This is a genomic window from Enhygromyxa salina, from assembly GCF_000737335.2.
GTDB lineage: Bacteria > Myxococcota_A > Polyangia > Nannocystales > Nannocystaceae > Plesiocystis > Plesiocystis salina_C.
Genome location: NZ_JMCC02000013.1, coordinates 24705 through 51027 on the forward strand (window position 1 = coordinate 24705; position 26323 = coordinate 51027).

Genomic DNA, 26323 nt, shown 5'->3' on the forward strand with positions numbered 1-26323 from the left:
ACCGGCGAAGCCGGCGAGGTGGATATCAGTTCAGTTGGCTGAGGGAGCTACAAAAACGGGCTAGCGCTCTTTGAGGTAGATGACCTTCCGCTCGCCCCGCTCCAGATTCCAGCCAGGAGTCAGCTCGGGATCGATGATCTCGATCTCGATGTAATCGCGATTGACCGAAGCAAGCAAAACTTCGGCGCTACTGAAGTACTCGCCTTGCTTGACGCTCTTCGACTTGTTGTCCCCGGCCAAGAACAAGGCGGTCGGGGGCACGCTGCGGCCCGCGTTCACGATTGCGATGAGGCGCAGCTCTTCAAAGGTGTACTCGGACAGCTTGACTGCCCGCTGCTTCTTGACGACCTCGACGGGCTCGGGGGCCTCGACCGTGGCAGCGGCAAGATAGTTGTGAAACGGATCGCGGGCCCGACCCGAGAAGTCCTCGCGGGTCAGGGTTGGGCGGGGGCGATCGGGCCGCTCGAACTCGGCCTCGGCATCGGGGTCGGCCTTGCCACCACCGCCACCGCTGCGCCGCGTTCCACCGCTACCGGCCGCTGGCTTCCCGCCTTGGGCGATCGGTTGCTGGTTGGGCATGCCCCGCTGCTGGGTGACCTTGGCCTCTTCACCGCCACAGCCCGCGGCCGGCAGCCCAAGCAACAACAGCGCGGCCAGAGCTGGCAGCCCCGCGAGTGAGTGACCAGAGCTCTTTTTCCGGTTCATCGCTTGGCTCCCTTACCTTGTCGTCGGGTCGCAGCGTCGCCGCCGCCGCCCTGCTCGTCTTCGGTCAACAACCGAAAGGTGCTGGCCGTGAAGCCAACCTTGAGCTGCGGAAACCCGCTGTCGTCAAAGTCTTTGCCAAGCTTGATCTTGACGTCCTCGATGTTGACGATCTGCTTCATCTCGGACACGCGGCGGAAGAACTCGCCGACCTCGTGCCACGAGCCCAGCGCGATCACCTCGACTGGGATCTTGGCGTAGAAGTCGTGGAACTGCTCGGGCTGCGGGCTCCAGGCCTCGATGCCAAGGCCGACACCCCGCGCCTCGCGCTGGAAGGTGCTCATCAGGTGGTCGATCGTCGACGAGTCGACCGGCACGACCTCGAGGGTCTTCTTGAGCTCTTTGTCGCGCTCGGCCTGCTCTTTGACGCGCTGCTCGTAGTTCGAGAGGTTGTCCTTGGCCTTGGCCAGCCCGGCCTCGGCCTGGGTCACCCCGGTCGCGGCCGCGCTCTTCTCGGCGAGGATGTCGGAGAAGTACAACCCGTACCAACCGCCGACCACGAGCCCAGCGCCCAACACCCAGGCCAGGCCCAGCTGCCAAGCCGGGTATTGATCGAGTTTATCGAGCGCTGAATCAGCCATGTCTCAGTCCCAGTAACGAACCTGAGCGGTCAGCTCGAAGGTGTAGTGGTTGTGGAGCGCCTCGCCAGGCTTGAGCGGCCTCGGGGCCCCGGACGAGGGTCGCTCGGCGACCTCCTCGAGCGCGAACTCGGGGTGCGAGACCCGAGCGAAGCGGGCCGACGCGCGCAGTCGCTTGACGAATTCGCTGAGGTCGTCGGGGTCGCGGGCAGCACCGGTGATCTCGAGCACGTTGGCGCCGTCTTGCTGCATGCTGCTGAGCCACACCGAGTTGGCGTCCCAGTCGAGCGCGAGCCGGGCCTGCGGATCCAAGGCCACGCGCTTGCGCTGCTCGGCCTCGTCGATGTCGGGCATGCGCCCGGTCGTGAGCACGTTGGTCAGCTCGTGATACACGTAGACCGGCGTGCGCCGCTTCTGTTGCAGAGCCGCAGCCGCGGCCGTCAGCTCTTCGTAGCGATTGAAGCGGGCCTGCAGATCCTCTTCGTCGATCTTCTCGTTGATCGCCCGGGTGTCTTCGAGCAGCACGGCGCTCTTGTTCTTGAGGCGCTGGGTGTCCTCTTGCACGCCGGTCTGCAGCACCCACGCGCCAACGCCGACGCCGACCCAGCCGAGCAACATCAAGACCGCGTAGATGCTGCCCTTCGACACTTTGGTCGAGGGCACGACCATCTGAACGGCGGTGATCGCCCGCGTCGACGACTGGTTCTTGCGCTTGACGGTTGGCGAGAGGTTGATGCGGATCATTGCTCGGCTCCCATCACTTGTCCCCCGGACGTCGCAGCGACAGACCGAAGGCCACGGTGGCCACCGGCGCATTTGCGCGCAGATACTCGACGTCGAAGCGCTTGGCGTCGACGGCGATGCTGGCGAAGGGGTCGAAGATCGCTACGGGCACCCGAGCACGATCTTGGATCGCCTTTGGTAGTTGGGGTACCAGCGCGCTGCCGCCGGTCAGGAACACCCTGGCGAGGTTCGCGCCAACCGCGTCGCCCAGATAGAAGTCGATCGTGCGCTGAAATTCGCTCGAGACCTGCTCCGAGACCTGCGCGAGGACCCGGTGGACCTCCTGCGGGACCACCTCGGCGGCGCCGACCGATCCCCCACCGCCAACTTTGTAAGCCTCAGCACCATCCATGCCGACGGCCAATCGGTGACGAATGGCCTCGGTGAAGGTGTCGCCACCGGCCGCGAGGTTGCGGTGGAACACCGGCTTGCCGCTGCTCACGATCACGATCGTCGAGAAGTGAGCGCCGATGTTGATGACCGCGACGGTCTCGTTGTCGGTGAAGCCGGTCGCGCTCTCGATCGCGTTCTGCATGGCGAACGCGTCGGTGTCGACGACGACCGGGTTGAGTCCTGCCGCCTTCACCGCTTCGAAGTACTGCTCGACGATCTCGCGCTTGGCCGCGACGAGCACGACCTCCATCTGGCCGTCGGAGGTGCGCGGAACCAGGACCTCCCAGTCGACGATGACTTCGTCGCGCGCGAACGGGATGTTCTGTTTGACCTCCCACTCCATCTGCTCGGCGAGCGCCGGGCCCTGCATCGCGGGGATGTGGAGCCGTCGAACGATCACGCTGTTGCCGGAGACCGCGAGCGCGATGTCCTTGCCACGCAGGTGGATCCGCTTGCTGAGGTTGCGGATCGAGTCCGCGACCGCGCCAGGGTTGGCGATCGCCCCGTCGACGATCGCGCCCGGAGGCAGCGGCTCGATGCCGAAGTTTTGCAAGCTGAACGACTTGCGAGACGCCTTGACCTGCACGAGCTTCACTGAGCTCGAGCCGATGTCGAGACCGATGCATTGGCGCGCCATCAGCTCCTCGCTCCCCGCTCGAACGAGCGCGTGACGGATTGTGAAACATCGCTGAATTCAGCTGAATTCGGCATAATATTGAGGTTTTTCTCGCCTGCGAGGGCGGCGTGACGGGCCCTGGTGGTTGGGGCGAGCAGGCACGACGCGAGCGCGCGCGCGCGGCCAGACCCGGAGCCTTGGACTCCAAGCCAGACCCCGAGACACAACCTATCGCGAGCGCTCAGCTCTGCGCGTCGATGTCGGGCCAGACCTCGGCGCGCGCCGAAGGCTTGAGCCCCAGCGCTTCGAGGATCTTGCGCTTGGTGTCCATGCGGCACGGACAACCAGCCTCGACACGATCGATCGTCAGCGGTGAGACGCCGGCTCGACGCGCGAGCTCGGCCTTGCTCATCATCGCTTCCTGGCGAAGCTTGCGGACGTTGTTTGGCTCGATGCCCGAGCGTGAGCGCGCGCGCGACTTCTTGCTGCCGCGCGCTGGCTTGGCGACCGGTGCCGGCTCGCGGACGGCTTCCACAACCTCCGCTGGCACCGACTCCAGCTTTGGAGCTGGCGTCACCGGCTTCGGCTTGCTGGGCTCCGATGGAGTCAACTCCGACGGCTCGTCGTCGCTCGTGCTGCCCGTCTCGGTCTCCGTCGAAACAGAAGCCGAAACAGAAGATTGCCGCTGGAACTCCTGTGTGTCGTCCATCTGGGAGTCCTGCGAGTCGCCGCCCGCGGAGGTGCGAGCCTTGGGCTCGGGTTTTGCTGGCGACTTCATCGGGACCGCGTGGCTGTGGCGCGAGCGTTGGGCCCAGATCGGCCCCAGCGCGCTCGTGCCCAAACATTGTCGGGGTCCAAGGCGTGGGAGTCAACGCCCACGTGCTGCCCAAATGATGCCTAATTGAGTGCAAGTGATAGGGATTTGATGCGTCTTTTAAGCAATCGGCCGCACGACCCGTCGCCGGATTGTTTTCGTCTTGGCGACGCGCGGCGAATGAGTTTACTGACACGATCACGAGGCTGACTCGGAGGGGGAGACCCTGCGCCAGTTAGCTTCCCACGTAGACAGGGTCCCCTCAAAAAAACCCCGCGAATACCGACCCATGACTGGTTTTTTGAGCAGGTAGAGGGTGGGTAACATCATGGAGGTGAGTGAAAACGGGGAGAGTGCGGGTTTCTCGCGGATTTTGGTCGTGGATGACGAGGAGCCCATGCGCCACATGCTCGAGTTGCTGCTGCGGCGCGCGGGCTTCGAGGTGCTGAGCGCGGCCAGCGGCGAGCAAGCCTTGCAGCTAGCCGACAGTGAGGCGATCGACGTGGTGCTCTCGGACGTGCGGATGCCGGGCGTCGACGGGCTCGCCCTGGCCGAGCGGCTCACGGCGACGCACCCCGAGATCACGCTGGTGATGATGAGCGCGTTCGGGAGCGTGGATCTGGCGCTCGAAGCGATGCAGCGCGGCGCCTACGACTACATCTCCAAGCCTTTCAAGCAGGACGAGGTGATCCTGACCCTGCGCAAGGCCGAGGAGCGCCTGCGTCTGCGCCGCGAGAACGCCAACCTGCGCGCGCGCGTGAACGAGCTGGTCCGTGGCGCGGGCGCCGTCGAGGGCATCGAGCTGATCGGGCGCCTGCTGATCCACAGCCAGGCGATGCGCAAGGTCGCCAAGACCGTCCGCAAGGTCGCGCGCTTCGAGACCACCGTGCTGGTGCTTGGCGAGTCGGGCGTTGGCAAGGAGCTGGTCAGCCGCGCGCTGCACGATCTCGGCAGCCGCGCCGGCGGTCCCTTCGTCGCGGTCAACTGCGGAGCGATCCCCGAGGGCCTGCTCGAGTCCGAGCTGTTTGGCCACAGCAAGGGCGCCTTCACCGACGCGAGCAGCGACAAGCCCGGCCTGTTCGAGGCCGCCCGCGGCGGGACGATCTTCCTCGACGAGGTCGGCGAGCTGCCGATCAGCGTTCAGGTCAAGCTGCTGCGCGCGCTGCAGGAGCGAGAGGTCCGCCGCGTCGGCGAGAACAGCCCCCGGCCGATCGACGTCCGGGTCGTCGCCGCGACCTCGCGGGCGCTCGAGGAGATGGTCGAAGACGGTGAATTCCGCGAGGACCTGTTCTACCGCCTGGCCGTGATGCCGCTGCGGATCCCCCCGCTGCGGGAGCGCCGTGAGGACATTGCGATGCTCGCCGAGCACTTCTTGACCGCGATCAACCGCAAGCTCGGGACCGCCGTCGAGGGCCTGAACGCGGAGGCCAAGCGGATCATGCTCGCCTACGACTGGCCCGGAAACGTGCGCGAGCTCGAGAACAGCCTCGAGCACGCGACCGTGATGACCGAGGGCACGCTGATCGGCCCCGATGAGCTGCCCGAGCGGCTTGGCCGTCAGCGCCGTCCAACCACCGACGAGCCGTCCGAGCTTGGGTTCACGCTGCGCTTTTCCAGTGATGATCTGTCCGTCAAGCGGGCCCAGCGACGCGCCGAGCGCGAGCTGATCCTGCGGGCGCTCGAGCAGACGAGCGGCAACCGAACCCACGCGGCGAAGCTGCTGGATCTCAGCCACAGGGCGCTGCTCTACAAAATCAAAGACTACGACATTGGGTAATACCCCGTGCTTGGCTCAGTGGGAGACGAAGCCGCCTTGGGCGACTTGGAGTTGAGCTTGGGCGATCATGAGGGCGGCGAGGGCTTCGACCTGCTCGCGGGCGGCTGTGGCCACGGCGAGCTCGCGTAGGTTGACGAGCAGGAGGTCGCCGTCGCCAAGGGTGAAGCGGCGCAGCTCGGCGTGGGCGAGGGTCTGGGCGAGCTCGACTTGTTCGTCGGCCAAGCGGGCCTTTTGGTAGGCGGCAGCCACGGCCGAGTGGGCGTCGCGGACGTCGACGGCGACCCGGTCGCGGGCGAAGCGGAGCTGGGCGTCGATGCTGGATAGCTCGGCGCGGGCGGTCTGGAGCTGGCCGCGGGCCTTGCGTAGCGGGATCGGGACTTGGATCTCGATCATGGCGGCGAGCTCGACGGGTTGTTGCTCCGGGGTGCCGGGGCCGATGTCCTTGGCGGCCCAGGCCGAGAGATCGATCTCGGGGCTGCGCAGGTTCTTGGCCAGGCGGACCTCGACCTCGGCCTGGTCGCGGGCGGCAAGGACGGCTGCCAGATCCGGGCGCCGCTCGATCGCGGCTTGGATCTCGGCGTCAATGTCGACGATCGGTGGGGGGCCGGCTGGCGGGAACTGGAGGGGCAAGCGCTCGGCGCCGGCCAAGCGTGGATCGCCGCTGGGGTCGCGCAGGAACAGCGAGAGCTCGAGGCTGGCGCGCTGAAATTCGCGCTCGGCACCCACGACCCGGGCTTCGCGGCCCAAGATCACCCTTCGGTTGTCCGTTGCGACGATCGACTCGAGGTCGCCCAGCTCGACCTGTCGGCGCAGGCCAACGTCGCGGGTCAACGCGATCTCGAGCAACCCGCGCTCGATCTCGAGGGCGAGCCCGGTTGCGACCCAGTTCCAGTAGGCCTGGGCGGCCTTGGCCTCGAGCTCGAGCTGCTTGGCGTCGCGCTCGAGGCCGGCGCGCCGCTGACCGATCCGCGCCTGGCTGATGTCGGCGCGGGTGCGATCGATCGGCCCGCCCTGCCACACTGGCACGCTCACGCCTGCGCGCAGCTCTCCGCCGTCGGCGGTCGGGAGCTTGGCGTCGTAGACCGCGAACTCGCCCAGGCCGAGCCGCCAGCCAGCGAAGACGCCCAGACCCCACAGCGGCGTTGGCTGCTCGACGCGAACGTCGACGATCCCGTGCCGGTAGTAGCCCAGCGGTTGGATCAGCCCGCGCATCGCAACCTTGGGGTCGAAGCCTCCTCGCGCAGCGAGCAGCTTGCCCTCGACTGCATCAATCTCGATCCGGGCCTGGGCCAGGCGAGGGTCCGAGGCGATCACCGCGTCGAGGACCTCGTCCAGCGTGAGGATGTCTGTCCGGGGTTGGACCGCGGTCAGATCGCTCAGGCCCGAGCTCTTGGCCACCGGGGCGAGCTCGGCCTCCTGCGGATCGCTGCGCCGGAAGTCGTCGGCGGGACGCGGCTCGGGCGGTGGGGCCGCCAGGGCCTCCGCCGATCCAAGCCAGGTCACCACGCAGACCAGCGCCGCGCTCACCCAGCCCCACGCGCGACGACGGGTCACGGCGCCCCCTGCTTGCGGCTTGGGTCATCGAGGGTCGGCGTCACCACGGGCGGAAAGCCGTTGAACTGGCGCCACAACTCGAAGCCAAGCCTCACGCGATCGAGGAGGATCCACCCGTTGGCGCGAACGCCTTGGCGCAACCAATTCGCGTCGGGCCAGGGCTCGTCGCCGCCCGCGGGCGACACGACCACCCGAAACCGACCGTACTCGTCGGCGGTCGCGTCGACGAACTCGACGACCCCCGGGAAGGTCCCAACGGCGGCCGAAGGCCAGCCCACGAATTGAACCGCCGGCCAGCCCTGAAACTGCAGACGCACGGGGCGGCCGGGGCTGATCAGCGGGCCGTCCTTGCCGTCAACCCACAGCTCGACGGCGCTCGCGGTCAGCTCGGGGACGAACACAGCGACGGGATCGCCGGGCTTGAGCATCTGCGCGTCTTGCTTGGCGATGATCCGCAGGATCGTCCCGTCGCGCGGCGCGGTGATCGACATCCGCTGCTGACGCGCCCGGCGCGAGTCGATCTTCTGAATTTCGGCTTCGGCCTTGGCGAACTCCGCCTCGGCCTTGCGCAACGACGCCCGCGCCTCTTCGATCGACGCGCTCGCGTCGGCCCCGACATGGCTGCGGTCGGCCCCGAGCGCCCCAACCTCGCGCTTGGCCGCGGTCAGGCTCGCGCGGGCCCGGTTGTGGTCGGCCTGCTTGGTCTCGAACTCCATCTGCGCGAGCTCGACCTGGCGCTTGGAGGTCAGACCCTCGTCGAACAGCGCGCGCTGGCGCTCGAGGTTCAAGCTGGCGGTGCGCTCGGCGGCCGCGGCCGCGCTGACCGCCTGCTCGGCGGCGTCGAGCCGATTGCGAGACATGTCGACGCGCAGATCAGCAGACAAGTTCTTGGCCTCGCGCGCGAGCTGCAGCGCCGCGATCTTGGCTTCGGCGACCTCGATCGTGCCCTTCGCCGCGCGCGCCTGACTCAGCACCGCCGTGCGCTCGCGCTCGATCCTGGCCAGGATCTCGTCGTCGTTGTCGGAGATCTCCGCGATGATCTCACCCGCGCGCACGCGCTCGCCCTCGAGCACGTTCCACATGCTGATCCGGCCCTCGATCGGCGCCTCGATGATCTGTTGCCGCTCGAGCGGCGCGTAGGCGATCACCCGCCCCTGGCCGGGCACGCTCTGCTGCCAGGGCGCGACCACGAGCGCGAGGATCAACAGCCCAAACCCAGCCGCCAACAGCCGCGCGAGCACGCCCGCGGCCCGGGGGGAGCGGCTCTCGAGCAGGCTCGGCCGGGCATGGTCGAGCGGCGAAGCGAAACCGGGAGTGTTTTCTGCTCGGGCGTTCATGGCGTCAGGGTGGAGTCTTCGGTGATCACCAGCAGCGTCCACGGTGCGTCGGCTGCAAACAGATGATCCAAGAGCTGCGCGCGCGCCTCGGCGGTCAGGCCAAGGCCGTCGAGGCTGCCGTCGAGGACCAGCAAGCGGGGCCGCCGAAGCAGCGCCTGCGCCAACATCAGACGCTTGGCTTCGGGCTCGCGCAGCGGCCAGCCGCCGGGCAGCAACGAGGTCCGCAAGCCCTGCGGTAGCGCGAGGACACGGGCGCTGAGACCGACCAGCTCGAGCACGCGCCGGACCTTCGCGGGGTCGCTGGGGATCAGCTCCGTGTCCAGGTTGTCGTAGACCGAGCCAGCGACGACTTCGATCCCACGGACCAGCATCACCTCGGCGCGCAGAGCCTCGAGGTCGAGCGTCCGCAACGGCCAGCCGTCCACTCGAACATCGATCGCAGACCGATCACCGCTGCCAAACAGCGCGTCGCACAGATCCGAGCGCGCTGCCGTGCGACCAACGAGCACCCGCTTGTCCCCGGGCGCGAGCGCGAGCAGCTCGGACCCACCGGCGCTGTCTGGCTCGCAGACCGTGACCCCTACCGGACCGGCGCCGGGCAGCAGCTCGCCCCCGCCGGGCTCGAGCGGCATGTCGACGATCTTGCCAAGCTTGGCCGCCGAGGCCGTCGCGTCGTAGAAGCTCTCGAGCTGCTTGCCGAGCTTGCCCAGGCCCGCCCCGATCGCGGTGACCACCAGCTCCGCCGCGACCAGCTGCCCAAGCGTGAGCTGCCGCCGGATCACCAGCCATCCGCCGATCCCCAGCAACGCCGTGCTCGCCAGCACCTGCAGACCCAGGCCGCCGCCAAACTGACGCAGCAGGCGCGAGAAGTGGTCACGACGGGCCCCCAACCACTCGCGGATCAGCAGCTCGGCCCGCGCGTCGGCGAACTTGCGCGCGCGCGGATCAGCGAAGCGCAGCGGGCTCGCGGCGAGGTCCTCGATCCAGGCCGCGACGGCGTACTTGCGGCTCGACTCGGCCAGGGCGCTGGCCACGGCCCCGCGTCCTGCGACAAACACCACGAGCACGACCGCGATCAACAGCGCGAAGTCGAAGGCCAGCAAGATCGGGTGGTAGAACGCAAGCAGGACCATGCCAACGAGGGTCTGCAGGCCCAGCGACAGCCCATCGACCAGCAAGATCGCGCTGGTCTTTTGCAGCGCCGCGACCTCGAAAAAGCGGTTGGCCAGCTCGGGCAGGTGATGGGTGCGGGCGGCCTCGAGCGACATGCGGGGGAACCGACGAGCGAAGTCCGCGGCGGTCCGCACAAATAGCCGTCGCTGCAGCGCCTCGATCACCACTGCTTGAAGCACGCGCAGGACCGCGACGAACCCAAGCACGACCGCCAGCATCACGCTCAAGACCACCAGCGGCTGCAGCACCGAGCCAAACGCGACCGTGTTGACCACGGCCTGGACGGCGACCGGAACCGCGAGGCTCGAGCCGCCGATCCCGACCGAGTAGACCAGCACGATGCCGAGGTCCTGGCGCTCGATCCGTGCCAGGGCAAACAGCCGCCGAATCGCCGCGAGCCGCCCCGTGGCCCCGGACAGCGCGCCGCTCTCGAGCGACGCGAGCGGCAACAATGGCTCACCTCGAACCCAGCGCGGGGCGTTGACGCCGGCCGCTTCGAGCTCGCGCTCCAGCCACTTCACGAACGCCCGCGCCCTCAGCCGCCGCCGCTGCTGGCCGCCCTCGTCGATCAACGCAAACTCGATGCTGCGCCCGCGTCGACCGAGCACGGCCACCCAGCGCCCGGCTCCCGCGCCCGATCCTGGCAGCCAGGTCAGGATCGGTCCGCCAAGCGCCAGCAGCTGGGCTGGGGCGCAGGGCCAGCGCAAGTAAACCCGGCCCAGGCGGAGTCCGGCGCGCCGACCTGCCTGGGCCAAGCTTCGCAGCGGATCTTCACCGCCAGCGGCGAGACCCGCGGTCGCGGCCTCCCACGCGACCCGAGGCTCGAGCGTCACCCCGGCGGGCTCGGCCACGAGCTCGAGCACCTGGGTCATCGCCTGGACCTGCCAGTCCCTGGGGTCCTCGGACGGTTGCACTTCGGTCAGGGGCGACATCACGATCTCGCGGATGATGTAGCCTCGAAACCACTTTCAACAAATAGAAAATGAAGTACTGTCACTTAGTCTCAGTGAAAGTGCCATGCAGTGGATCAACTACCATCACCTGCTCTACTTCTGGACGGTCGCCAAGGAAGGCAACATCGCCGACGCGGCCACGCGCCTGCGCGTCTCGCAGCCAACTATCAGCACGCAGATCCGCACACTCGAGGACGCCCTTGGCGTCGAGCTGTTCGATCGCTCGGGCCGACGCTTGGTCCTGTCCGAGCTTGGTCAGGTCGCGTTCCGCTACGCCGAACAGATCTTCAGCCTCGGCCGCGAGATGGTCGACGTGCTCCACGAGCGCCCGACCGGCCAGCCGCTGCAGATGGTGGTTGGGGTCACCTACGTGGTCCCCAAGCTCATCGCCTACCGGCTGCTGATGCCGGCGTTTGGCCTGTCCGAGGGGCTTCACGTGACCTGCCGTGAGGACCGCTTCGATCGCCTGCTCGGCCAGCTCGCCCGCCACGAGCTCGACTTGGTCTTGTCCGACGTCCCGATCGGGCCGGACATCTCGGTCAAGGCCTTCAACCACCTGCTCGGCTCGAGCGGCGTGACCTTCTTCGCCTCCCCCGCACTGGCCGCCAAGTACAAGCGCGACTTTCCCAAGTCGCTCGACGGCGCGCCCTTCTTGCTGCCCATGGCCGGCAGCGCGGTCCGCCGCGAGCTCGATCGCTGGTTCGACGAGCACGACCTGCGCCCCGAGATCGTCGGGCAGTTTGACGACAGCGCGCTGCTCAAGGTGTTCGGCCAGCGCGGGGTCGGCGTGTTCGCCGGTCCCACCGCGATCGAGACCGAGATCAAGCAGGAATACGGGGTCCACGTGGTCGGACGCAGCGACACGATTCAAGAGCGCTTCTACGCGATCACCGTCGAGCGCCGGCTCAAGCACCCCGGCGTCGTCGCCGTGTCCAAGTCAGCCAAGGCCACGCTGTTCTTGTAGAGCCCCCTGCAACCGTCAAGACGAGACCAACGGGAGCAGGACGAAGAACTGACTGCCAACGCCGACTTCGCTGGTCAGCTTGACGGTTCCCTCGCAGCGCCGCGCGATGCTGTACACCGTGGCGAGCCCGAGCCCGGTGCCCTCGCCGGGAGGCTTGGTCGTGAAGAAAGGCTCGAACACCCGGGCTTGGATCTCGGGCGACATGCCAACGCCGTCGTCCCTGACCACCACGCTGGCGTAGCGGCCGGCCGGCAGCGACTCTGGTAGATCGCTGACGACCTCGCTGAACTCGGCGACCTCGACCTCGATCTCGATTCGGCCATCGTGGCTGACGGCGTCGCGAGCGTTGACGACGAGGTTGGTCAGCAGCTGCTGCATGAGCCCCTCGGTCGCCCTGACGATCACGGGATCTTCGGGGACGGTGACGACCAGCTGAACCCCGCGCCCGAGCGAGCGCCGAAGCATGCGGCCGAGCTTGCGGACGGTCACGCACAGATCGACGTTCTGCAGGGCCAGCGGCTGCTGACGCGAGAACCCGCGCAGCTGCTCGGTCAGCTCGCCCGCGCGCTGGCTGGCCCCGATGATGTCCTGCGCCGACGACCGCAGCGTCGCGTCCTCGAGCCGCATCTCGAGCAGCTCGGCGCTGCCGCTGATCGCCATGAGCAGGTTGTTGAAGTCGTGCGCGACCCCGCCCGCGAGCCGGCCCAGCGCGTCCATCTTTTGGCTGTGAAGCAGCTGCTCTTGCAAGAGTTGCTCGCGGGCTTGGGCGGCCAGTCGCGCGCGATTGTACAGCCCAAGCGCGATCTGGTCGGCGACCTCTCCGGCGAACTCGATCTCGTGGCGCTGCCACTCCCGCGGCTCGGTGACCTGCTCGAGGCAGATGATCCCGACGATCTCGCCGCCCACCCGAATTGCCGCGTCGAGCAGCCCCACGATGTTGTTGGGCCGCAGATACGTGTCTGCAAACTCGCTCGTGTGCGGATCCTGGACGGCGTCATCCGCGACCACCGTTCGGCCGCTGTTCAACGCCGCAAAGTAGTTCGGGAAGTCCGCGGCCGTGATCGTGGCCCCCCGCTCATGGACCCCAGACGCGCGCACGTACAGATCGATGAGCTCGAGCCGGGTCCGACGCTCATCGAACAGCCACACACCCACGCGATCGACCAACACCGCGTCGATGACCAGCTCCGTCGTGAACGCGACGAGCTCATCGATGCGACCCTCGACGACCGCCGGGTTGGTCGCCAACGCAAACAATGCCCGCTGGTGCCGCTCGAACGCGACGAGCCGCTCCGCCTCGGCGAGCTGCAGCAGCCGGTGCTCCGTGACCTCGAAGATGAAGCCTTCGAGCCCGACCGGGGCGCCCTCTTCGTCGCGCACGACCCAGGCCTTGTGTTGGACCCAACGCTCCCTGCCGTCGGCGGTCAGCAACCGGTACTCGATCTGATCAGGCTGCGCCGACCCGCTGTCGAGCATGTTGCCAAGCAGTTCAACGAGCAGCGGCCGGTCCTCGGGGTGAACGACGCTCGCCCAGCTGCGCACCGCGTTGTCGATGAAATCGCCTGCGGGATAGCCAAGTAGGTCGGATACCCCGTGGGTGAGCGCGTGCATCGTGAGCTCCGGATCGGCCGAGCACCGGTACACGACGCCAGGCATTCGGCGGATGATCCACTCGAAGCTCTGCTCGCGGCCGACGACCAAAGTGGTCACCGGATCGTCGTCAACGGTTTGCTTGGCGTTCACGGATTCCCAAAGTGTCTCGCGGTTCGCGCTGATGAGCAATCACCGCAAATCTAGCGCAAACAACCTCGAGCCCATGACAACACGCCCAAGACCGCCCTGCTACTGAGGATCAGCGCAGTACCCCCCAGTTCACACCGCACAACACGTGAGTGGAGCGCCCCCATTGCCCAGCCAAGAGCCGACCCCCAGTTCACAACGCACAACACGTGAGTGGAGCGCCCCTCACCTGCACCAGGTGCCCAGCCAAGAGCCGCCCCCCCCATTGCCCAGCCAAGAGCCGCCCCCCAGCTCACAACGCCCAACACGTGAGTGGAGCGCCCCTCACCTGCACCAGGTGCCCAGACAAGAGCCCCCTTCTAGGGGGCCACACATGCGGATGCGAACAAACGGCCCGCTGGGAGCGAGCGAAGCGAGTGACCGCGAAGTGCGAAACCGCCTGTGGGGGTAATAGAACCGCCTGTGGGGGTAATAATCATGTAGGATCGGAGATCATGCGGCCCTTCTCGGGGGTGCAAGCCCACTCACCAAAGAACACCAGTTCGCGCTTGCAGGTCACCGTCATCACCCCGTGGGTGGTATCGAACTCGTACCGATGGCGAAACACATCGGCCGCACCGACCCGCGGCTTCGCGTCCTTGACGATGCAGCTAGAGTCGAGGTCGCAGGCGTGCTGCTTGCCCAGATCCATTGTCTCGGTCGTGAGCTTGGCGTTGGTCCACGCCTGGTAGCTGAGCACGGCGGAACCGGCCAGTAGGGCGAAAGCGAGCACGCGACCTGCTGGGTTTCCGTCGGACATCAGCCAACGGTGGCACGCCGACCCAGGCCGGTCAAAGCCTGTTTTCGGGGCCCCAGGATGGGCCTACTATCGGCCGATCCCAGAGTAGGTGAAGCCGAGCGACTCCACGTGGTCACGGTCCCACTGGTTGCGCCCATCGAACAGCGCCTTGCCGCGCATGACCTCTGCGAGCCGACGAAAGTCCGGGCTCCGATACTGGCGCCACTCGGTGCACAAGACCAGAGCGGCGGCGGCGTCGGCGGCGGCGTAGGGATCGCTGACCAGCTCGATGTCGAAGTTGCTCGCGGTGTCACCAAGGGCCTCCATGAAGCTGGGCCCGGCCTCGGGATCACAGATCCGCAGCTTGGCCCCGTCGCTGGCGAGCGAGCGCACGATCGTCAGGGCCGGCGCCTCACGGATGTCGTCGGTGTTGGGCTTGAACGCGAGCCCCCAGATCGCCAGGTTCTTGCCGCTGATCTCGTTGCCAAAGTGGGCGCGAACCTTGCGGACCAAGACCAGCTTCTGGGCCTCGTTGATGCGGTCCGCCGCGGCGACGATCGACATCGAGATGCCGTGCTCGCGGGCGATCCTAATCAGCGCGCGCGTGTCCTTTGGAAAGCACGAGCCGCCGTAGCCAAGCCCAGGAAACAAGAACTTGTTGCCGATCCGCGCGTCGGAGCCCATGCCACGCCGGACCTGCTCGACATCCGCCCCAACCGCGTCGCACAGGTTGGCGACGTCGTTGATGAACGAGATGCGCGCGGCCAGGTACGCGTTGGCGGCGTACTTGGTCAGCTCGGCCGAGCGCGCGCTCATATAGAGCAGCCGCTCGCTGGTCCGAAAGAACGGCTTGTAGAGCCGGTTGAGGAGCTCGCGGGCGCGCTCGTCCTCGGTCCCGATGATCACCCGATCCGGGTGCATGAAGTCCTGGACCGCGACCCCTTCCTTGAGAAACTCCGGGTTCGAGGCGACGGTGAACTGGGCCTTGGGGTTTTGCTCGGCGATGATCCGCGCGACCCGTTCGGCCGTCCCCACCGGCACCGTGCTCTTGTTCACGATCACGCTGAAGCCGTTCAGGTGGGGCGCAATGTCGCGCGCGGCCTGAAACAGGTAGTCGAGCTTGGGCGCGCCGTCACTGCCGCCGGTTGGAGTGCCGACCGCCAGGAACACGACCTCGGCGTGCTTGGCCGCCTCGGGGTTGCTGGTGGTGAAGCGCAGCCGACCCGCGGCCACGTTGCGCTTGACCAGCGGCTCGAGGCCCGGCTCGTAGATCGGGATGATCCCGTTCTCGAGACCCTCGATCTTGGCCGCGTCGATGTCCGCACACACCACGTCGTTGCCGTGCTCTGCGAAGGCCGCCGCAGCCACGAGCCCTACGTACCCAGTCCCGATGACGCTGACTTTCATTTGGCGGCCGAGGATACGAAAATGTCGGGGCGCCTGCCATGCGAGGGTGCCCGCGCCTCGATCACCCCAAGCGGGTGCAAAAAAACTCCCTAAACCCGCGTACAGTCTGCCTGCCACCCGCCATGCACACCGAGAACGACGACCATCCCGAGCCCAAGGACGTAGACGGGGCTCCTGCGGCGTGGGTGGGCGCGGCCGGGGTCTCGGGCGATCACGTCATCGAAAATGAGCGGGCCCCGCGGCTGCACCGAACGCTGATGGTCCTTGGACCACTCGGCGTCGCGCTGGCGATCGTGTTGAGCCTGTGGAGCATGAGCCGCAAGCTCGAGCACTCGGTCAACATCCAGGTCGAGACCAAGTGGGCGGCGGGCGAGCAGCTGGCAGTCCGCACGCAGATCGTCAACGCCGATCTCGCGCCGCTGGCCGGGAACAGCGGGGTATACGCACAGTTCGAGGACGCCGACGGGATCACCCACGAGCTCGGCGCGCTCGAGCTCGTGGGTCCGGGCTTGTCGCAGGGCGTGATCAGCGTGCCCGCGCAGGCGCCGGGCGCCGGACAATTAGTGCTGCGCTACTCGATCGACTCGGGTGAGAGCTTCGAGGAGCGCGTGCCCGTGGAGATCGTCGCGCAGCGGGGCGCGGGCGCGGGCCGCCAGGTCGTGTCCGAGAACATGTTGCAGTGGGCCGACGATACCGATCCGCAGCCCGAGGGGGTCCGCGTCGATCTTCGCCCCGATGGACGGCTGCTCGCGGGCTTCGACAATCGTCTGTTCGTACGCGTGACGGATCCAAGCGGGCTTCCGTGGGCGCCCAAGGGGGCCGCCGCCAAGATCCAGGTGCTGCTCGTCAGCGGTGAATTTGGCGACGCCGTAGGCACGCTCGATCGACCGCCGGTCCTCTACGAAGGTCCCCTCGACGCGCTCGGGCTCGCCAGCTTTCACGGGGTCTTGAGCTCGGACGTGGTCCGCTTCGAGGTCCGACTCATCGGCGAGACCGAGATCGCCCAGGCCAAGGCGGACCAAGCTGCCGCCGCCGCCCAAGCTGCTGCCGAAGCCGCCGCCGCCAGCAGCGACGGCCAGCCACCCACCACCAACGATGACCCGAGCGCAGCGCCGCCCGCCCCCGCCCAAGTTCCAGCCGAGCTGCTGCCCGGCGAGGGCCCACCCAGCGCGGACACCCGCTATCTCAGCGGACCCAAGCGCCGGCTTCGCTTCGTCAGCCACGCTGGCACCGTGCGGATCACCGCGACGACCGACTTTGCCCACCCCGGCGACACGATCGGGATCGCCGTCGAGGCCCTGAGCGCCCGCAAGGACGTGTTCGTAGATGTGCACGGCCCCGGCGGCGCGTGGCTCGACACCATGACTCCGCCGCTGCACGTGCCCCAAGAGCGCGACTGGACCGTGCCCGAGCAGCTCGCTGGCGCGGCCACTGACGCGCCCTTCATTCAGTTCGAGGCCTACCAGAGCATGCTGCGACCCGAGGATTCGTCGGCGATCGCTCGGGTCCAGATCGCGCCCCAAGGTGCCCAGCGCAGCGCCTCGCTGATGCCCTTGATCAAGCGTCAACGCGAACAGCTGTCGCTGCCCCGGGTCGATCGAGAATTCGAGATCGGCCGCGAGCGCGCCTATCTGACCCACGTCGAGACCCAGCTGAGCGCGAAGGCCCTGAGCGCCGACACGATCACCCTCGCGCGGGCGTTCCTGATTGGCAGCCTCGAGGCCGTCGTCCACGGGCCGCCGCAGTCGCTCAACACCCGCGGCCGCGAAGAGCAGACCCTGGCGACCTTCAAGCGCAATTGGACCGTGGGCATCCGGTGGTTCCTGCTCGGCGGCGGCGCGCTGTTCATCGTCGTGATGTCAACGCTGGTCTGGCGCAACCAACGACAGCTCGAAGCCCAGACCAGCGTCGCGCTGGGCCTGGTCGCGGGTGGGCCCAGCCCGCTCGATGAAGAGATGTACGAGGACCAATCGCGGGCGATCCTTCAAGCCCGCCGACAGATGCTCGCGCGCGGCGTGCTGACTGTCGTGTTCATGGTCGCGACTTTGTTGTTGACCGTGGCAATGCTCGAGAGCTTGGTCTGGGAATACTGAATCTGCGGTTGTTCGCACCGCGGATTCCCCCGAGTGGTTCTCACATCACGTCGTCCCATTGGCGATGACCCAATCACGCACCGGCGCCTGGCGTGGCGGAATCGCGGTAGCGATCGTCAGCGCGGTCGCGCTTGGCGTCGGGCTGTGGACGGCCAACCTGCTCTCGCCCACCGCCGTCCTCGCGCCATTCGCCACGATCGTGGTGTGCATCGGTCTCGCGACGATCCTTGGCGGCCTCGCCGGTGCGCTGGCGTTTGCGTTGAACAGCAAGGGGCTCATGCAGCAGCTGCGCACCCACGTCGATCGTCGAGAGCCGGTGGCTCTCGTGCTCGGGTCCAAGCAGCTGCCGCTGGGGCTCGCCAAATTCCGCCCAATCAGCGTGGGCGTCATCAACTAAATTCTTCGTCAACCCAACCCAAAGCCAACCCAAGCCGCTTCATTGGCCGCGCTCGAGCTGCCGCAGTTGGCGAGGCGACCGGTCCCCTGATACGGTCCACGGCAATGACACGCCGCCCCCGCGCGATGATCCTCGCCGCCGGCTTTGGGACGAGGCTCGGTGAGCTGACCCAGGTTCGACCCAAGCCGATGTTGCCGATCTGCGGGGCCCCGCTGGTCCGCTGGGCCGCCCTCTGGCTGAAGGCCCAGGGCGTGCGCGAGCTGGTCATCAACCTTCATCACCTTGGCGAGCAGATCGAGGCGGAGCTCGGCGACGGCTCGGCGCTTGGGCTTGCGATCGCGTACTCCCACGAAGCGGGGCTGATCCTCGGCACCGGCGGCGGGCTCCGCCAAGCCAAGTCGCTGCTCGATGACGGGCACGACAGCCCGATCGTCGTCGTCAATGGAAAGATCCTCGTGGATCTGGATCTGGACCCCGTGCTCGCAGCTCACGCGCGCCGGGGCGCCGAGGCGACCATGGTCCTGCGCGCAGACGCCGAGGGGGTGTGGGGTGGCAGCCTGGCCGCGGATCCAAGCGCGGGCACGCTGGCAACTTTCTTGGGGCGCACGCGGCCCGATGCGCAGCCGGGTCCGCCCATGATGTTCACCGGCGTGCATGTGATGCAGCCGGGCTTCATTGATCGCGTGCCTGCGACCGGCGAGCAATGCATTGTCCGCACCGCGTACCGGCAGCTGTTCGACGAGGCCCGGGGGATCGACGTGCACACCCACGCTGGCTACTGGTGGGAGCACTCAACGCCCCAGCGCTACCTGCAGGGCATCGCCAACGTGCTCGATGGCCGCGCGGTGCTCCCATGGGCAGAGCGTCCCGTTCTGGGGGTGGATCCATCCGCGAAAATTGGTGCGGGCGTCGAGCTCGACGAGCGCATTTTTGTCGGCCCTGGAGCGGCGATCGGCGCCGGCACCAAGCTTGGCCCGCATGTCCAGATCGGCGCGGGCGCGAGCGTTGCGCCGGGCCTTCGGCTCGAGCGAGCCGCGGTCTGGCCCGGGGCCAGCTTGGAGCACGACCTCGTCGACGGCGTGCAGAGCTGACGGTGTTCGCTGTCCTCGGTGAACCAGAAACAAAGGTCGGATCTGACATCTCAATCTGACACCTCGACCTGACGACACGGGCTGGCTCGCGCGCGTGAGCCAGCTCGATCACCCCTGCGCCAACTCGCGTGCTCGACAGGGGTTGACGTCGCGATCGGCGGGCACAGGTTCACGACCGGGTCGGACAAGCCCGCCCCAGGCCGCTTCAAGGCCGCTCTTCACCTCGGCGCACCGAGGGTCCTCATGCGAGGGCTCGGACGCCGACACCGGACACCTACGCACCAATCACAGGAGTCGACCATGCTCATTCATCGTTTCAATCCCACCGATCACTTCCGCACCATGGACATGCTGTTCGACGCGATCATGCCGCCAGGGCGTCGCGCGACCCATTTCGTGCGCAAGCCAGCGCGGGTAAGCCTCGACGACGGCGAGCAAGCGTTCACCTTGCGCGCCGAGCTGCCAGGTCTGAGGCCCGACCAGCTCGAGCTGTCCGTGGGCGAAGATTGGATCGAGTTTGGGGCCAAGCGCGAGACCACGATCCCCGAGGGCTATACGCCGCTTCGTCGGGAGCGCGGCGGCTATGAGTTCGATCGTCGCGTCAACCTGCCCAAGCGCGTGGACGCCGACAACGTGACGGCCCAGCTGCGCGACGGCGTGCTCACGGTGACCCTGCCCAAACACGCCAGCGTTCAGCCCCGCCAGATCACCGTCCAGGCCGCGTGAGCGCCCGCCACAACCCATCTTCCACACAGGACCATGACCATGTCCACGCAAACTATGCCAGCCAAACAAACCCAGGCCCAAGTCCAAACCCAGGCCCAGGCCCAGACCAAGACGGTCGTCCACCCGCTCGTCGACGTGCTCGAGAACGAACGCGAGTTTCTGTTGCTCGCCGACCTACCCGGCGTGAACCGTGACGCCCTCGACATCACCGTCAACGGCGGCCAGCTCGAGATCCACGCCGAGAGTGACACCCTGGAATACCGACGCAATTTTGCGCTCGGTGACGATGTGGACCTCGACGCGGTCGAGGCTAGGCTCGAGTACGGTGAGCTCGAGATTCACCTGCCCAAGCGCGCGGAGGCGCAAGCCCGCAAGATCGCCATTCAGAGCTGAGTCACTCGGACACCCTGAACCGAAAGGAGGAAACCTCGAGCCGAGAGCGACGACCCACTTGGAGTCGCTCCCCCTGCCCCGGTCGTGCCCATCACGACCGGGGTGTTCCGCTTGGGCAAGGGCCTCTCGCGCCTTCGTGTGGCGCGGATATGGCCCCTGATACTGCGAACGGGTTGGCGACGACGGCGACGGCGTGACCTCTGACCGCGAAGCTTGCTCGCCGGTCAGGGGCTCACCCGCCGCCGGCTTCGACGCCGCCCGACTCGAGACTGGTGAATCGCGGTTTGTTTGCATCGAGTCACGAGCGATTGTGTGCACTTGCGGATCGAGATGTGTTCGCGCCTGCGGTGGCTTGCGTCGGCGATGAGCGTTGTTTATCGCGTGGGCCCACCCGCGAAGCTCTTCGCAGCGGGACCCATCGTCGGTTGAGCCAATCGTGCGAACAGGATGACGTGAGCGCCAGGCGATGGCAGACACACCTTGCGGATGATCCCCACCGCAAGCCGAGCCCCGCGCATGACCGCACTACGTCACCGCCCTGTCGCCCTGGTCGTCGACCTCAATCGAGAGCAACGCGAGCTGACCGCCGAGACCCTCGAGGCGCTCGGGCACCGCGTGGAATTGGCCTCGTCCCAGCACGAAGCCGAACAGTCCCTAGAGGACACCCTCTACGACTATGCCCTCGTGGACCTCGAGATTCCGTGGGCCCGCGGCCGCTCACCGCGGATCGAGCGGGGGCTCAACTTGATCCATCACGCCTCGAAGCTGCCGCCCGCGCGCCGACCTGGGCTGATCGCCACGACCGCGCTGGGGGCCGATCACGAGCTGTGTCGGCGGGCCTTCCACGCCGGCGCCGACGACTTTCTGAAGAAGCCTTACGCGGTCGAGTCCGAGTGGCCGGCGCCGCGGGTCCGCCGGCTGCTGGCGGCTCACCCACGCCTGCGATCAACCACCTCGCCGGGCGCGACGGCGCAGACGCGAGCGCCGATCCAGATCCCGCCGGATCCCCGCCACGGCGCCGAGATCCACTTGATCGGCAACGAGCATCGGCGCCGCTGTGAGCTCGAGATCGACAGCCAGCGGCTCGCGCTCGCGCGGCAGCAATTTCATTTGTTCGCGCACCTGTGCGCCCACGCCCAGCAGCGTCCCGGGCAATTCCTCGCCCCGCGCGAGATCCCGGGCCTCGGCGGCGGTCACCGACAGGCGCTCGGTCGGGTCCGCAAGTCACTCGAGCAGCAGCTGCCGGGGTTCTGGCCGCAGGTGTGCGAGCGCGACGGGGGCGGCGGCGTGCGGCTGCGCGTGCAGCCGTCCGCGATCAGCATCGACCCTGCCCTGCAAGACGACCTGGCCCGCCTGTTCCAGACTTCGGCCTATGATTAATTAGCTATTTAGCTACTTGAATTCCGCGTGTTCGGCCCAGCGACGCAGCTCTTGCTCGAGCGCGAGCTGGTGGCGGCGAGCCTCGGTCCACACTTGCAGCTGCGCAGACCAAGCCCCCAAGTCATCAAAGTTCGCGGGTGGCGGGGCGGCGCTCCAGTACCCCGCGTCAGACAGGCCGAGCCGCTTCGCTCGCATGTCCATGCACAGCGCAATCTGCCCGATGTTGCCGTCCATGCCGTTGGTCCCCCGCCGCGACGCTGGCAGCAGCGGGTTCACGAGCGAGGGCAGCAAGAACAGCCCAAACGCGACGATGCCCGAGACCACCGCCAGCACCCGCAGCGGATAGTCTTGGACCCGGCACGCGCGCCGCAAGAACCCGCGCAGACCCGGGATCAGCTGGGCCAGGCGCACGAGCAAGCTCGAGCCCAAATACAGCCACACCCAGAACGAGGTGAAGAAGCTGGAGAAGATATAGATGCCCGAGACGTCGTAATTGATCGTCCCTGGCGGGGTTGAGAAGGTCAGGCCGGCGATCGCAATGTCAATCATGCGATCGAGATCGAAGCTGTCGCGGGTCAGGCAACCAACCGCGTAGAGCGAGTCCTCGGGGACCAGCGGCAACAGCAAGTAGGCCGAGCCCCACAAGAAGCAAAACACGATCGCCGCCGTTGCGACCACGTCGACGGCCAGCCAGGCCAGCTTGCCCAGCAGTGAGCGGGTCTGGCTCATCTTGCCAAGCACGAACCGGCTCTCGACCAGCGAGAGGTAGTCCGGGATGATGTTGGTGACGACCGTCGCGCCGCCGTACAGCAGCAACAGCAGGCTGAGGTTGGTGGTCGAGGTTGGCGGCTGCGAGAACCCGCCCTTGTTGGCGATCCACACGACCGACGCCGCGCACAAGGCCAAGAACGAAGCCAACGCCGAGCGCCAGAAGCTTGGCAGCTGAATCTGCGCCCCGAACACCCGAACCGATCGGGTGCGAAATAGCTGATCGAACCACTCGATGAAGGCCTTGGGGAGCGCGTCGACCCGGGCCTCGGCGGGGAGCTCGTCGATCAGCCAGCCGCCCAGCTCGCGCTTGCGGTCACCTGCCAGCAAGCGATCGCCAAAGAAGAACAGCGCGACGACAAAGCCGACAACGGCGAGGCAGGCGATCAGCTGGTCCACCGCCGCATTCTACGCGCTCGCACCCGGCCCCGCATCGGTCGCGCGCCCGAGCGTGGTGGGGCCCGCTGGACCCGGTTTCCGGCGGCGTACTCGCGTTCGGGTGCCGATGCTGCCACCTTGTCGGCGTGCAAGACGGCGTCTATCGGATCTGCGCGGCCTCGGACTGGGCCCAAACCACGGCCGAGGGACAGCTGCCGCTCAGCCCGCTCGACCAACGCGATGGATACGTGCACTTGTCAACGGCGGCGCAGGTGCCCGGCACCCTCCGGCGGTTCTTCGCGGGGCGCGAGGATCTGGTGCTGCTGAGCATCTGCCGTGACCGGCTGGGCGACGGCGAGCTGCGCTACGAACAGGTCAACCTGGAAGCTGGCAGCGAAGCGTTCCCCCACTTTTATGGTCGCATCGGGCTCAACGCGATCTTCGAGGCCGCGCCGCTAACCCTCGATGAGACCGGCCAGCACCAGCTGCCGCCAGCGTTGATCCAGGCGATCCAGGCGACCCAGGAGACCAGGGACCCCAGCGCCGAAGTCCCCGGCTGAACGCGAACCACTCACCGCGAGACGCGGCACAGCGTGGCGACCAGATACTCGCCCTCGGGGAACCCAAGCGGGACCGGATGATCGAAGCCCGCGCTGCCCCGCTCGATCACCGCGAGATCGATCCGCGTCGCGCGAGCGGCCGCGCGCAGGGTGTCTTCAAACGCGGCGCGATCGACCTGGCTCGAGCACGAGGCCGCGAGGTACAGCCCGCCGTCGGCGACCCGGGGCAGCGCCGCCGTGTGCAGCGCCCGATAGGCGGCGAGGCCCCGATCACGGGTCGCCCGGCTGGGCGCGAAGCTTGGCGGATCCGCGACGATCAGATCGAAGTCGCGGCGCTGCTCCGCCAGCCAACGCTCGACCTCGACCGCGGCCCCGTGATGGCAGCCAGGCTGAAGCTCGTTGCGCACCCAGGCCTGCTCCGCCAGGGCCAGCGCTGGCGCGGCGACGTCCACGGTCACGACCTTGGCCGCCCCACCGAGCCCCGCCGCCAGCGAGAACCCGCCGGTGTAGCCATAGAGGTTGGCGACCCGCGGCGGGTGCCCGGCCGCGACCATGCTGGTCACCAACTCGCGCACCCGCAGCCGGTTGGGCCGGTGGTCCAGGAACATCCCCGTCTTCTGCCCGCGGACCAGATCGACAAGCAGCCGCATGCCGTGCTCGCGGATCTCGAGCGGCGCGCTGGGCAGCTCGCCCATGACCGGCTCCACACGCTTGTGCTCGCCACGACCGCTGCGGCGCAGCAGGGTCGACACACCCAGCGTCGGCAAGCGCTCGGTCAGGAGTGTCTCGAGGACCGGGCGCCAGCGCTCGATCCCCGCGCCGTCACAGCGCAGCACGGCGTGGTCGGCATAGCGATCCACGACCACGCCCGGGAGCCGATCCCCCTCACCGTGGATCAGCCGCAGCGCGTCGGTGCCCGGAGGTGCCAAGCGCGCTCGCAGCTGCAGCGCCTGGTCGACGCGCTCGCGCAGCAGCTCGCGGTCGAGCGCTCGATCTTCGGTCGTGAACACCCGGACGCCGATCGGGCCGTCCTCGACCAGCCCCCGCGCCAAGAACCGCCCCTTGCGATCGAGCACCGTCACCACCTCGCCCGGCGAACCCAAGGCGCCCGGATCTGCCTCGACCAGCGCGTCACGAAAGATCCACGGGTGCCCGCCGCTCACCGCTCGCTCGAGCGGCTTGTTCAATCGAGCGCGACGGGTGCGTGAGGCGGACATCGGCGGGCACAGTCTTGGCCGACACGCGCTCGACAGACAAGGGCCGATCGCTCATGCTTCGCGGCCCATGGCAGCCCCGCCCGACCCGTACTTTTCGCATTGGGCCGATCACGCGGCCACGCGGACGATCGCGGCCCATCCAGACGCGCAGGTCTACACAGTCGCCGCCGGGATCACCCCCTCGGGCGTGGTCCACGTCGGCAATTTCCGCGAGATCATCACGGTCGACCTCGTCGCCCGTGCGCTGCGCGAGCAGGGCAAGCAGGTCCGCTTCATCTACTCCTGGGACGACTTCGACGTGTTCCGCAAGGTCCCGGTCGGCATGCCGCAGCAGGACATGCTGAAGGACAACCTGCGTCGCAGCATCGCCGACGTGCCCGATCCCTACGGTGAGCACGACAGCTACGCTTCGCACAACATCGCGGCGCTCGAGCGCAGCATCGAGCCGCTCGGCATCGAGTGTGAGTTCATCCGCCAGTCCAAGCGCTACCGCGCTGGCGCCTACGCGGCGGGCATTCGCAAGGCCCTCGAGCACCGCGACGACATCCGGCGGATCCTGGATCAGTACCGCCGCGAGCCGCTCCCCGCGAGCTGGCTGCCGCTCGCCGGGTTCGACTCCGAGACCGGCCGCGACGATCTGTCGTTTAGCTGGGACGGCGACTGGACCGTGACCTACACGGTCGCCAGCACCGGCCGCCAGCACGCCGTGGATCTGCGCGAGGGCGGCGACATCAAGCTCCCATGGCGAATTGACTGGCCGATGCGCTGGTCGGTCGAGGGCGTGATGTTCGAGCCGGGCGGCAAAGATCACAGCTCCGACGGCGGCAGCTACGACACCGCCAAGCAGATCGTCGAGCAGGTCTACGCCGGCTGGGCCCCGCAGTACGTTGCCTATGACTTCGTCTCGATCAAGGGCATGGGCGGCAAGATCTCGAGCTCGTCCGGCAACGTCGTGACGGTCAGCGATTGCCTTGGCGTCTACGAGCCCAAGCTGCTGCGCTGGCTGTTCGCTTCGTACCGGCCCAACACCGAGTTTGCGATCAGCTTCGACCTCGACGTGCTGCGGATCTACGAAGAGTACGACCGCGCGGTCCAGCTCGCTCACGAGCCCGAGGACGGCAGCCGCAAGGACAAGAAGCGCCAGGTCGCGCGGCGGACCCTCGACCTCGCCGATCCCGCTGGCGAGCGCGTGGTGCCTGGCACCAAGCCGCCGTTTCAGCCCGCGTTCCGGCCGCTGTCCATGCTGCTGCAGATCTACGACGGCGACATCGCCCGCGCCCGCGCCCACTACGAGTCCACCGGGGAGCTGGTCAGCGAGCGCGAGGGCGCAATGTTCGAGCAGCGGGCCCGGTGCGTGTGGAACTGGATCGATGAGTTCGCCCCGCCGGATTTCCGCTACCGGATCCGCGCCGAGCCAGCCACGCTCGAGCTCGAGGGCGAGCCACGCATCGCCCTCGAGCGCCTGGTCGCCGCGCTCGAGCAAGACCCAAAGGCCAGCGACGCCGAGCTGGTCCCGCACATGAAGCAGATGTTCGAAGGGCTCGAGCTCGGGCCCAAAGAGTTCTTCCCGGTCGTCTATCAGCTGCTGATCGACCGCCCCAAGGGGCCGAAGCTCACGACCTTGATCTCGGTCATGGGCATCGAGCGCGCGCTGCCGCTGCTGCAAGCCTCGCTTGCCTAGCTGAAACAAC

23 protein-coding genes are annotated in these 26323 nt (G+C 67.6%); 10 read left to right on the forward strand and 13 right to left on the reverse strand.

The features are described from left to right. Nucleotides 1-60 precede the first annotated feature (60 nt). The 5 genes from DB30_RS06650 to DB30_RS06670 form a co-directional block, all read right to left on the reverse strand. Nucleotides 61-705 carry a hypothetical protein gene (locus DB30_RS06650; RefSeq protein WP_052547138.1) on the reverse strand — a complete coding sequence of 215 codons (645 nt, stop codon included), beginning with the start codon at nt 703-705 and terminating at the stop codon, nt 61-63. Further along, entirely contained in the window at nt 702-1343 is a 642-nt protein-coding gene (locus DB30_RS06655; RefSeq protein WP_052547139.1) for a type IV pilus inner membrane component PilO, read from the reverse strand. Before DB30_RS06655 ends, DB30_RS06650 begins: the two co-directional genes overlap by 4 nt. 3 nt (nt 1344-1346) lie before the next feature. Further along, nucleotides 1347-2084 (reverse strand): PilN domain-containing protein, encoded by a 738-nt coding sequence (locus tag DB30_RS06660; RefSeq protein ID WP_052547140.1) that lies wholly within the window; start codon nt 2082-2084, stop codon nt 1347-1349. A 13-nt stretch (nt 2085-2097) separates the two neighbouring features. Beyond that, nucleotides 2098-3153 carry a type IV pilus assembly protein PilM gene (pilM, locus tag DB30_RS06665; protein ID WP_052547141.1) on the reverse strand — a complete coding sequence of 352 codons (1056 nt, stop codon included), beginning with the start codon at nt 3151-3153 and terminating at the stop codon, nt 2098-2100. Between the two features lie 220 nt (nt 3154-3373). Beyond that, nucleotides 3374-3682 carry a helix-turn-helix transcriptional regulator gene (locus tag DB30_RS06670; protein WP_240480180.1) on the reverse strand — a complete coding sequence of 103 codons (309 nt, stop codon included), beginning with the start codon at nt 3680-3682 and terminating at the stop codon, nt 3374-3376. Nucleotides 3683-4274: 592 nt separating this feature from the next. On the opposite strand from DB30_RS06670, the gene DB30_RS06675 reads away from it, so the two are divergent. Beyond that, nucleotides 4275-5723, forward strand: coding sequence for a sigma-54-dependent transcriptional regulator (locus DB30_RS06675; protein ID WP_052547142.1), 1449 nt, complete (start codon nt 4275-4277; stop codon nt 5721-5723). Between the two features lie 15 nt (nt 5724-5738). Here the strand turns inward: DB30_RS06675 and DB30_RS06680 are convergent, their stop codons facing one another. From DB30_RS06680 to DB30_RS06690, 3 genes are read right to left on the reverse strand one after another with little or no spacing between them, the layout of a single operon-like run. Next, entirely contained in the window at nt 5739-7277 is a 1539-nt protein-coding gene (locus DB30_RS06680) for a TolC family protein (RefSeq protein ID WP_052547143.1), read from the reverse strand. Then, on the reverse strand, nt 7274-8614 hold the full coding sequence (locus tag DB30_RS06685; protein WP_146658171.1) for an HlyD family secretion protein: 1341 nt from the start codon (nt 8612-8614) through the stop codon (nt 7274-7276). The genes DB30_RS06680 and DB30_RS06685 overlap by 4 nt, the downstream gene beginning before the upstream one ends. Then, nucleotides 8611-10722, reverse strand: a complete 2112-nt coding sequence (locus DB30_RS06690) for an ATP-binding cassette domain-containing protein (protein WP_146658172.1) — start codon at nt 10720-10722, stop codon at nt 8611-8613. Before DB30_RS06690 ends, DB30_RS06685 begins: the two co-directional genes overlap by 4 nt. A gap of 82 nt (nt 10723-10804) precedes the next feature. Here DB30_RS06690 and nhaR point away from each other — a divergent pair, with 82 nt between their 5' ends. Beyond that, complete coding sequence (gene nhaR / locus DB30_RS06695; protein ID WP_052547146.1) at nt 10805-11704, forward strand: transcriptional activator NhaR; 900 nt, start codon at nt 10805-10807, stop codon at nt 11702-11704. Nucleotides 11705-11719: 15 nt separating this feature from the next. Here nhaR and DB30_RS06700 read toward each other — a convergent pair whose 3' ends face one another. The 3 genes from DB30_RS06700 to DB30_RS06710 all read right to left on the reverse strand — a co-directional run bounded on the left by DB30_RS06700 (nt 11720) and on the right by DB30_RS06710 (nt 15629). Beyond that, entirely contained in the window at nt 11720-13447 is a 1728-nt protein-coding gene (locus tag DB30_RS06700; RefSeq protein WP_052547147.1) for an ATP-binding protein, read from the reverse strand. A gap of 472 nt (nt 13448-13919) precedes the next feature. After that, nucleotides 13920-14243: a hypothetical protein gene (locus DB30_RS06705; protein ID WP_146658173.1), complete on the reverse strand. Its 324-nt coding sequence runs from the start codon at nt 14241-14243 to the stop codon at nt 13920-13922. A 66-nt stretch (nt 14244-14309) separates the two neighbouring features. After that, a complete protein-coding gene (locus DB30_RS06710; protein ID WP_052547149.1) occupies nt 14310-15629 on the reverse strand; it encodes a UDP-glucose dehydrogenase family protein in 1320 nt (439 codons plus the stop codon). Nucleotides 15630-15751: 122 nt separating this feature from the next. Between DB30_RS06710 and DB30_RS06715 the strand changes: the two genes are divergently transcribed. From DB30_RS06715 to DB30_RS06740, 6 genes are all read left to right on the forward strand, one after another. After that, the gene (locus tag DB30_RS06715) at nt 15752-17722 is read left to right on the forward strand and encodes a hypothetical protein (protein WP_052547150.1); all 1971 of its coding nucleotides are present in this window, start codon (nt 15752-15754) and stop codon (nt 17720-17722) included. Nucleotides 17723-17786: 64 nt separating this feature from the next. Continuing rightward, nucleotides 17787-18119 carry a hypothetical protein gene (locus DB30_RS06720; RefSeq protein ID WP_146658174.1) on the forward strand — a complete coding sequence of 111 codons (333 nt, stop codon included), beginning with the start codon at nt 17787-17789 and terminating at the stop codon, nt 18117-18119. A 104-nt stretch (nt 18120-18223) separates the two neighbouring features. Next, nucleotides 18224-19210 carry a nucleotidyltransferase family protein gene (locus DB30_RS06725; RefSeq protein ID WP_052547152.1) on the forward strand — a complete coding sequence of 329 codons (987 nt, stop codon included), beginning with the start codon at nt 18224-18226 and terminating at the stop codon, nt 19208-19210. 300 nt (nt 19211-19510) lie between these two features. After that, complete coding sequence (locus DB30_RS06730) at nt 19511-19936, forward strand: Hsp20/alpha crystallin family protein (protein WP_052547153.1); 426 nt, start codon at nt 19511-19513, stop codon at nt 19934-19936. A gap of 39 nt (nt 19937-19975) precedes the next feature. Then, the gene (locus DB30_RS06735; protein WP_165703654.1) at nt 19976-20329 is read left to right on the forward strand and encodes an Hsp20/alpha crystallin family protein; all 354 of its coding nucleotides are present in this window, start codon (nt 19976-19978) and stop codon (nt 20327-20329) included. A gap of 516 nt (nt 20330-20845) precedes the next feature. After that, nucleotides 20846-21709, forward strand: a complete 864-nt coding sequence (locus tag DB30_RS06740) for a response regulator (protein ID WP_052547155.1) — start codon at nt 20846-20848, stop codon at nt 21707-21709. Nucleotides 21710-21721: 12 nt separating this feature from the next. On the opposite strand, the gene DB30_RS06745 is transcribed toward DB30_RS06740, so the two are convergent. Then, nucleotides 21722-22876, reverse strand: coding sequence for a hypothetical protein (locus DB30_RS06745; protein WP_052547156.1), 1155 nt, complete (start codon nt 22874-22876; stop codon nt 21722-21724). Between the two features lie 125 nt (nt 22877-23001). Here DB30_RS06745 and DB30_RS06750 point away from each other — a divergent pair, with 125 nt between their 5' ends. After that, a complete protein-coding gene (locus DB30_RS06750; RefSeq protein WP_052547157.1) occupies nt 23002-23415 on the forward strand; it encodes a DUF952 domain-containing protein in 414 nt (137 codons plus the stop codon). A gap of 11 nt (nt 23416-23426) precedes the next feature. Here DB30_RS06750 and DB30_RS06755 read toward each other — a convergent pair whose 3' ends face one another. Next, nucleotides 23427-24632, reverse strand: a complete 1206-nt coding sequence (locus tag DB30_RS06755; RefSeq protein ID WP_146658179.1) for a class I SAM-dependent rRNA methyltransferase — start codon at nt 24630-24632, stop codon at nt 23427-23429. Between the two features lie 67 nt (nt 24633-24699). On the opposite strand from DB30_RS06755, the gene lysS reads away from it, so the two are divergent. After that, nucleotides 24700-26313 (forward strand): lysine--tRNA ligase, encoded by a 1614-nt coding sequence (gene lysS / locus DB30_RS06760; RefSeq protein ID WP_052547159.1) that lies wholly within the window; start codon nt 24700-24702, stop codon nt 26311-26313. Nucleotides 26314-26323 lie beyond the last annotated feature (10 nt).

Excerpts from the sequence above, each read along its gene's own strand:
- DB30_RS06740 (WP_052547155.1), top strand. The coding sequence starts at position 20,846 with ATGACCGCACTACGTCACCGCCCTGTCGCCCTGGTCGTCGACCTCAAT.
- DB30_RS06655 (WP_052547139.1), bottom strand. The coding sequence starts at position 1,343 with ATGGCTGATTCAGCGCTCGATAAACTCGATCAATACCCGGCTTGGCAG.
- DB30_RS06685 (WP_146658171.1), bottom strand. The coding sequence starts at position 8,614 with ATGAACGCCCGAGCAGAAAACACTCCCGGTTTCGCTTCGCCGCTCGAC.
- lysS (WP_052547159.1), top strand. The coding sequence starts at position 24,700 with ATGGCAGCCCCGCCCGACCCGTACTTTTCGCATTGGGCCGATCACGCG.
- DB30_RS06735 (WP_165703654.1), top strand. The coding sequence starts at position 19,976 with ATGTCCACGCAAACTATGCCAGCCAAACAAACCCAGGCCCAAGTCCAA.
- DB30_RS06660 (WP_052547140.1), bottom strand. The coding sequence starts at position 2,084 with ATGATCCGCATCAACCTCTCGCCAACCGTCAAGCGCAAGAACCAGTCG.
- DB30_RS06675 (WP_052547142.1), top strand. The coding sequence starts at position 4,275 with ATGGAGGTGAGTGAAAACGGGGAGAGTGCGGGTTTCTCGCGGATTTTG.
- DB30_RS06755 (WP_146658179.1), bottom strand. The coding sequence starts at position 24,632 with ATGTCCGCCTCACGCACCCGTCGCGCTCGATTGAACAAGCCGCTCGAG.
- DB30_RS06650 (WP_052547138.1), bottom strand. The coding sequence starts at position 705 with ATGAACCGGAAAAAGAGCTCTGGTCACTCACTCGCGGGGCTGCCAGCT.
- nhaR (WP_052547146.1), top strand. The coding sequence starts at position 10,805 with ATGCAGTGGATCAACTACCATCACCTGCTCTACTTCTGGACGGTCGCC.
- DB30_RS06715 (WP_052547150.1), top strand. The coding sequence starts at position 15,752 with ATGCACACCGAGAACGACGACCATCCCGAGCCCAAGGACGTAGACGGG.
- pilM (WP_052547141.1), bottom strand. The coding sequence starts at position 3,153 with ATGGCGCGCCAATGCATCGGTCTCGACATCGGCTCGAGCTCAGTGAAG.
- DB30_RS06705 (WP_146658173.1), bottom strand. The coding sequence starts at position 14,243 with ATGTCCGACGGAAACCCAGCAGGTCGCGTGCTCGCTTTCGCCCTACTG.
- DB30_RS06710 (WP_052547149.1), bottom strand. The coding sequence starts at position 15,629 with ATGAAAGTCAGCGTCATCGGGACTGGGTACGTAGGGCTCGTGGCTGCG.
- DB30_RS06725 (WP_052547152.1), top strand. The coding sequence starts at position 18,224 with ATGACACGCCGCCCCCGCGCGATGATCCTCGCCGCCGGCTTTGGGACG.
- DB30_RS06720 (WP_146658174.1), top strand. The coding sequence starts at position 17,787 with ATGACCCAATCACGCACCGGCGCCTGGCGTGGCGGAATCGCGGTAGCG.
- DB30_RS06730 (WP_052547153.1), top strand. The coding sequence starts at position 19,511 with ATGCTCATTCATCGTTTCAATCCCACCGATCACTTCCGCACCATGGAC.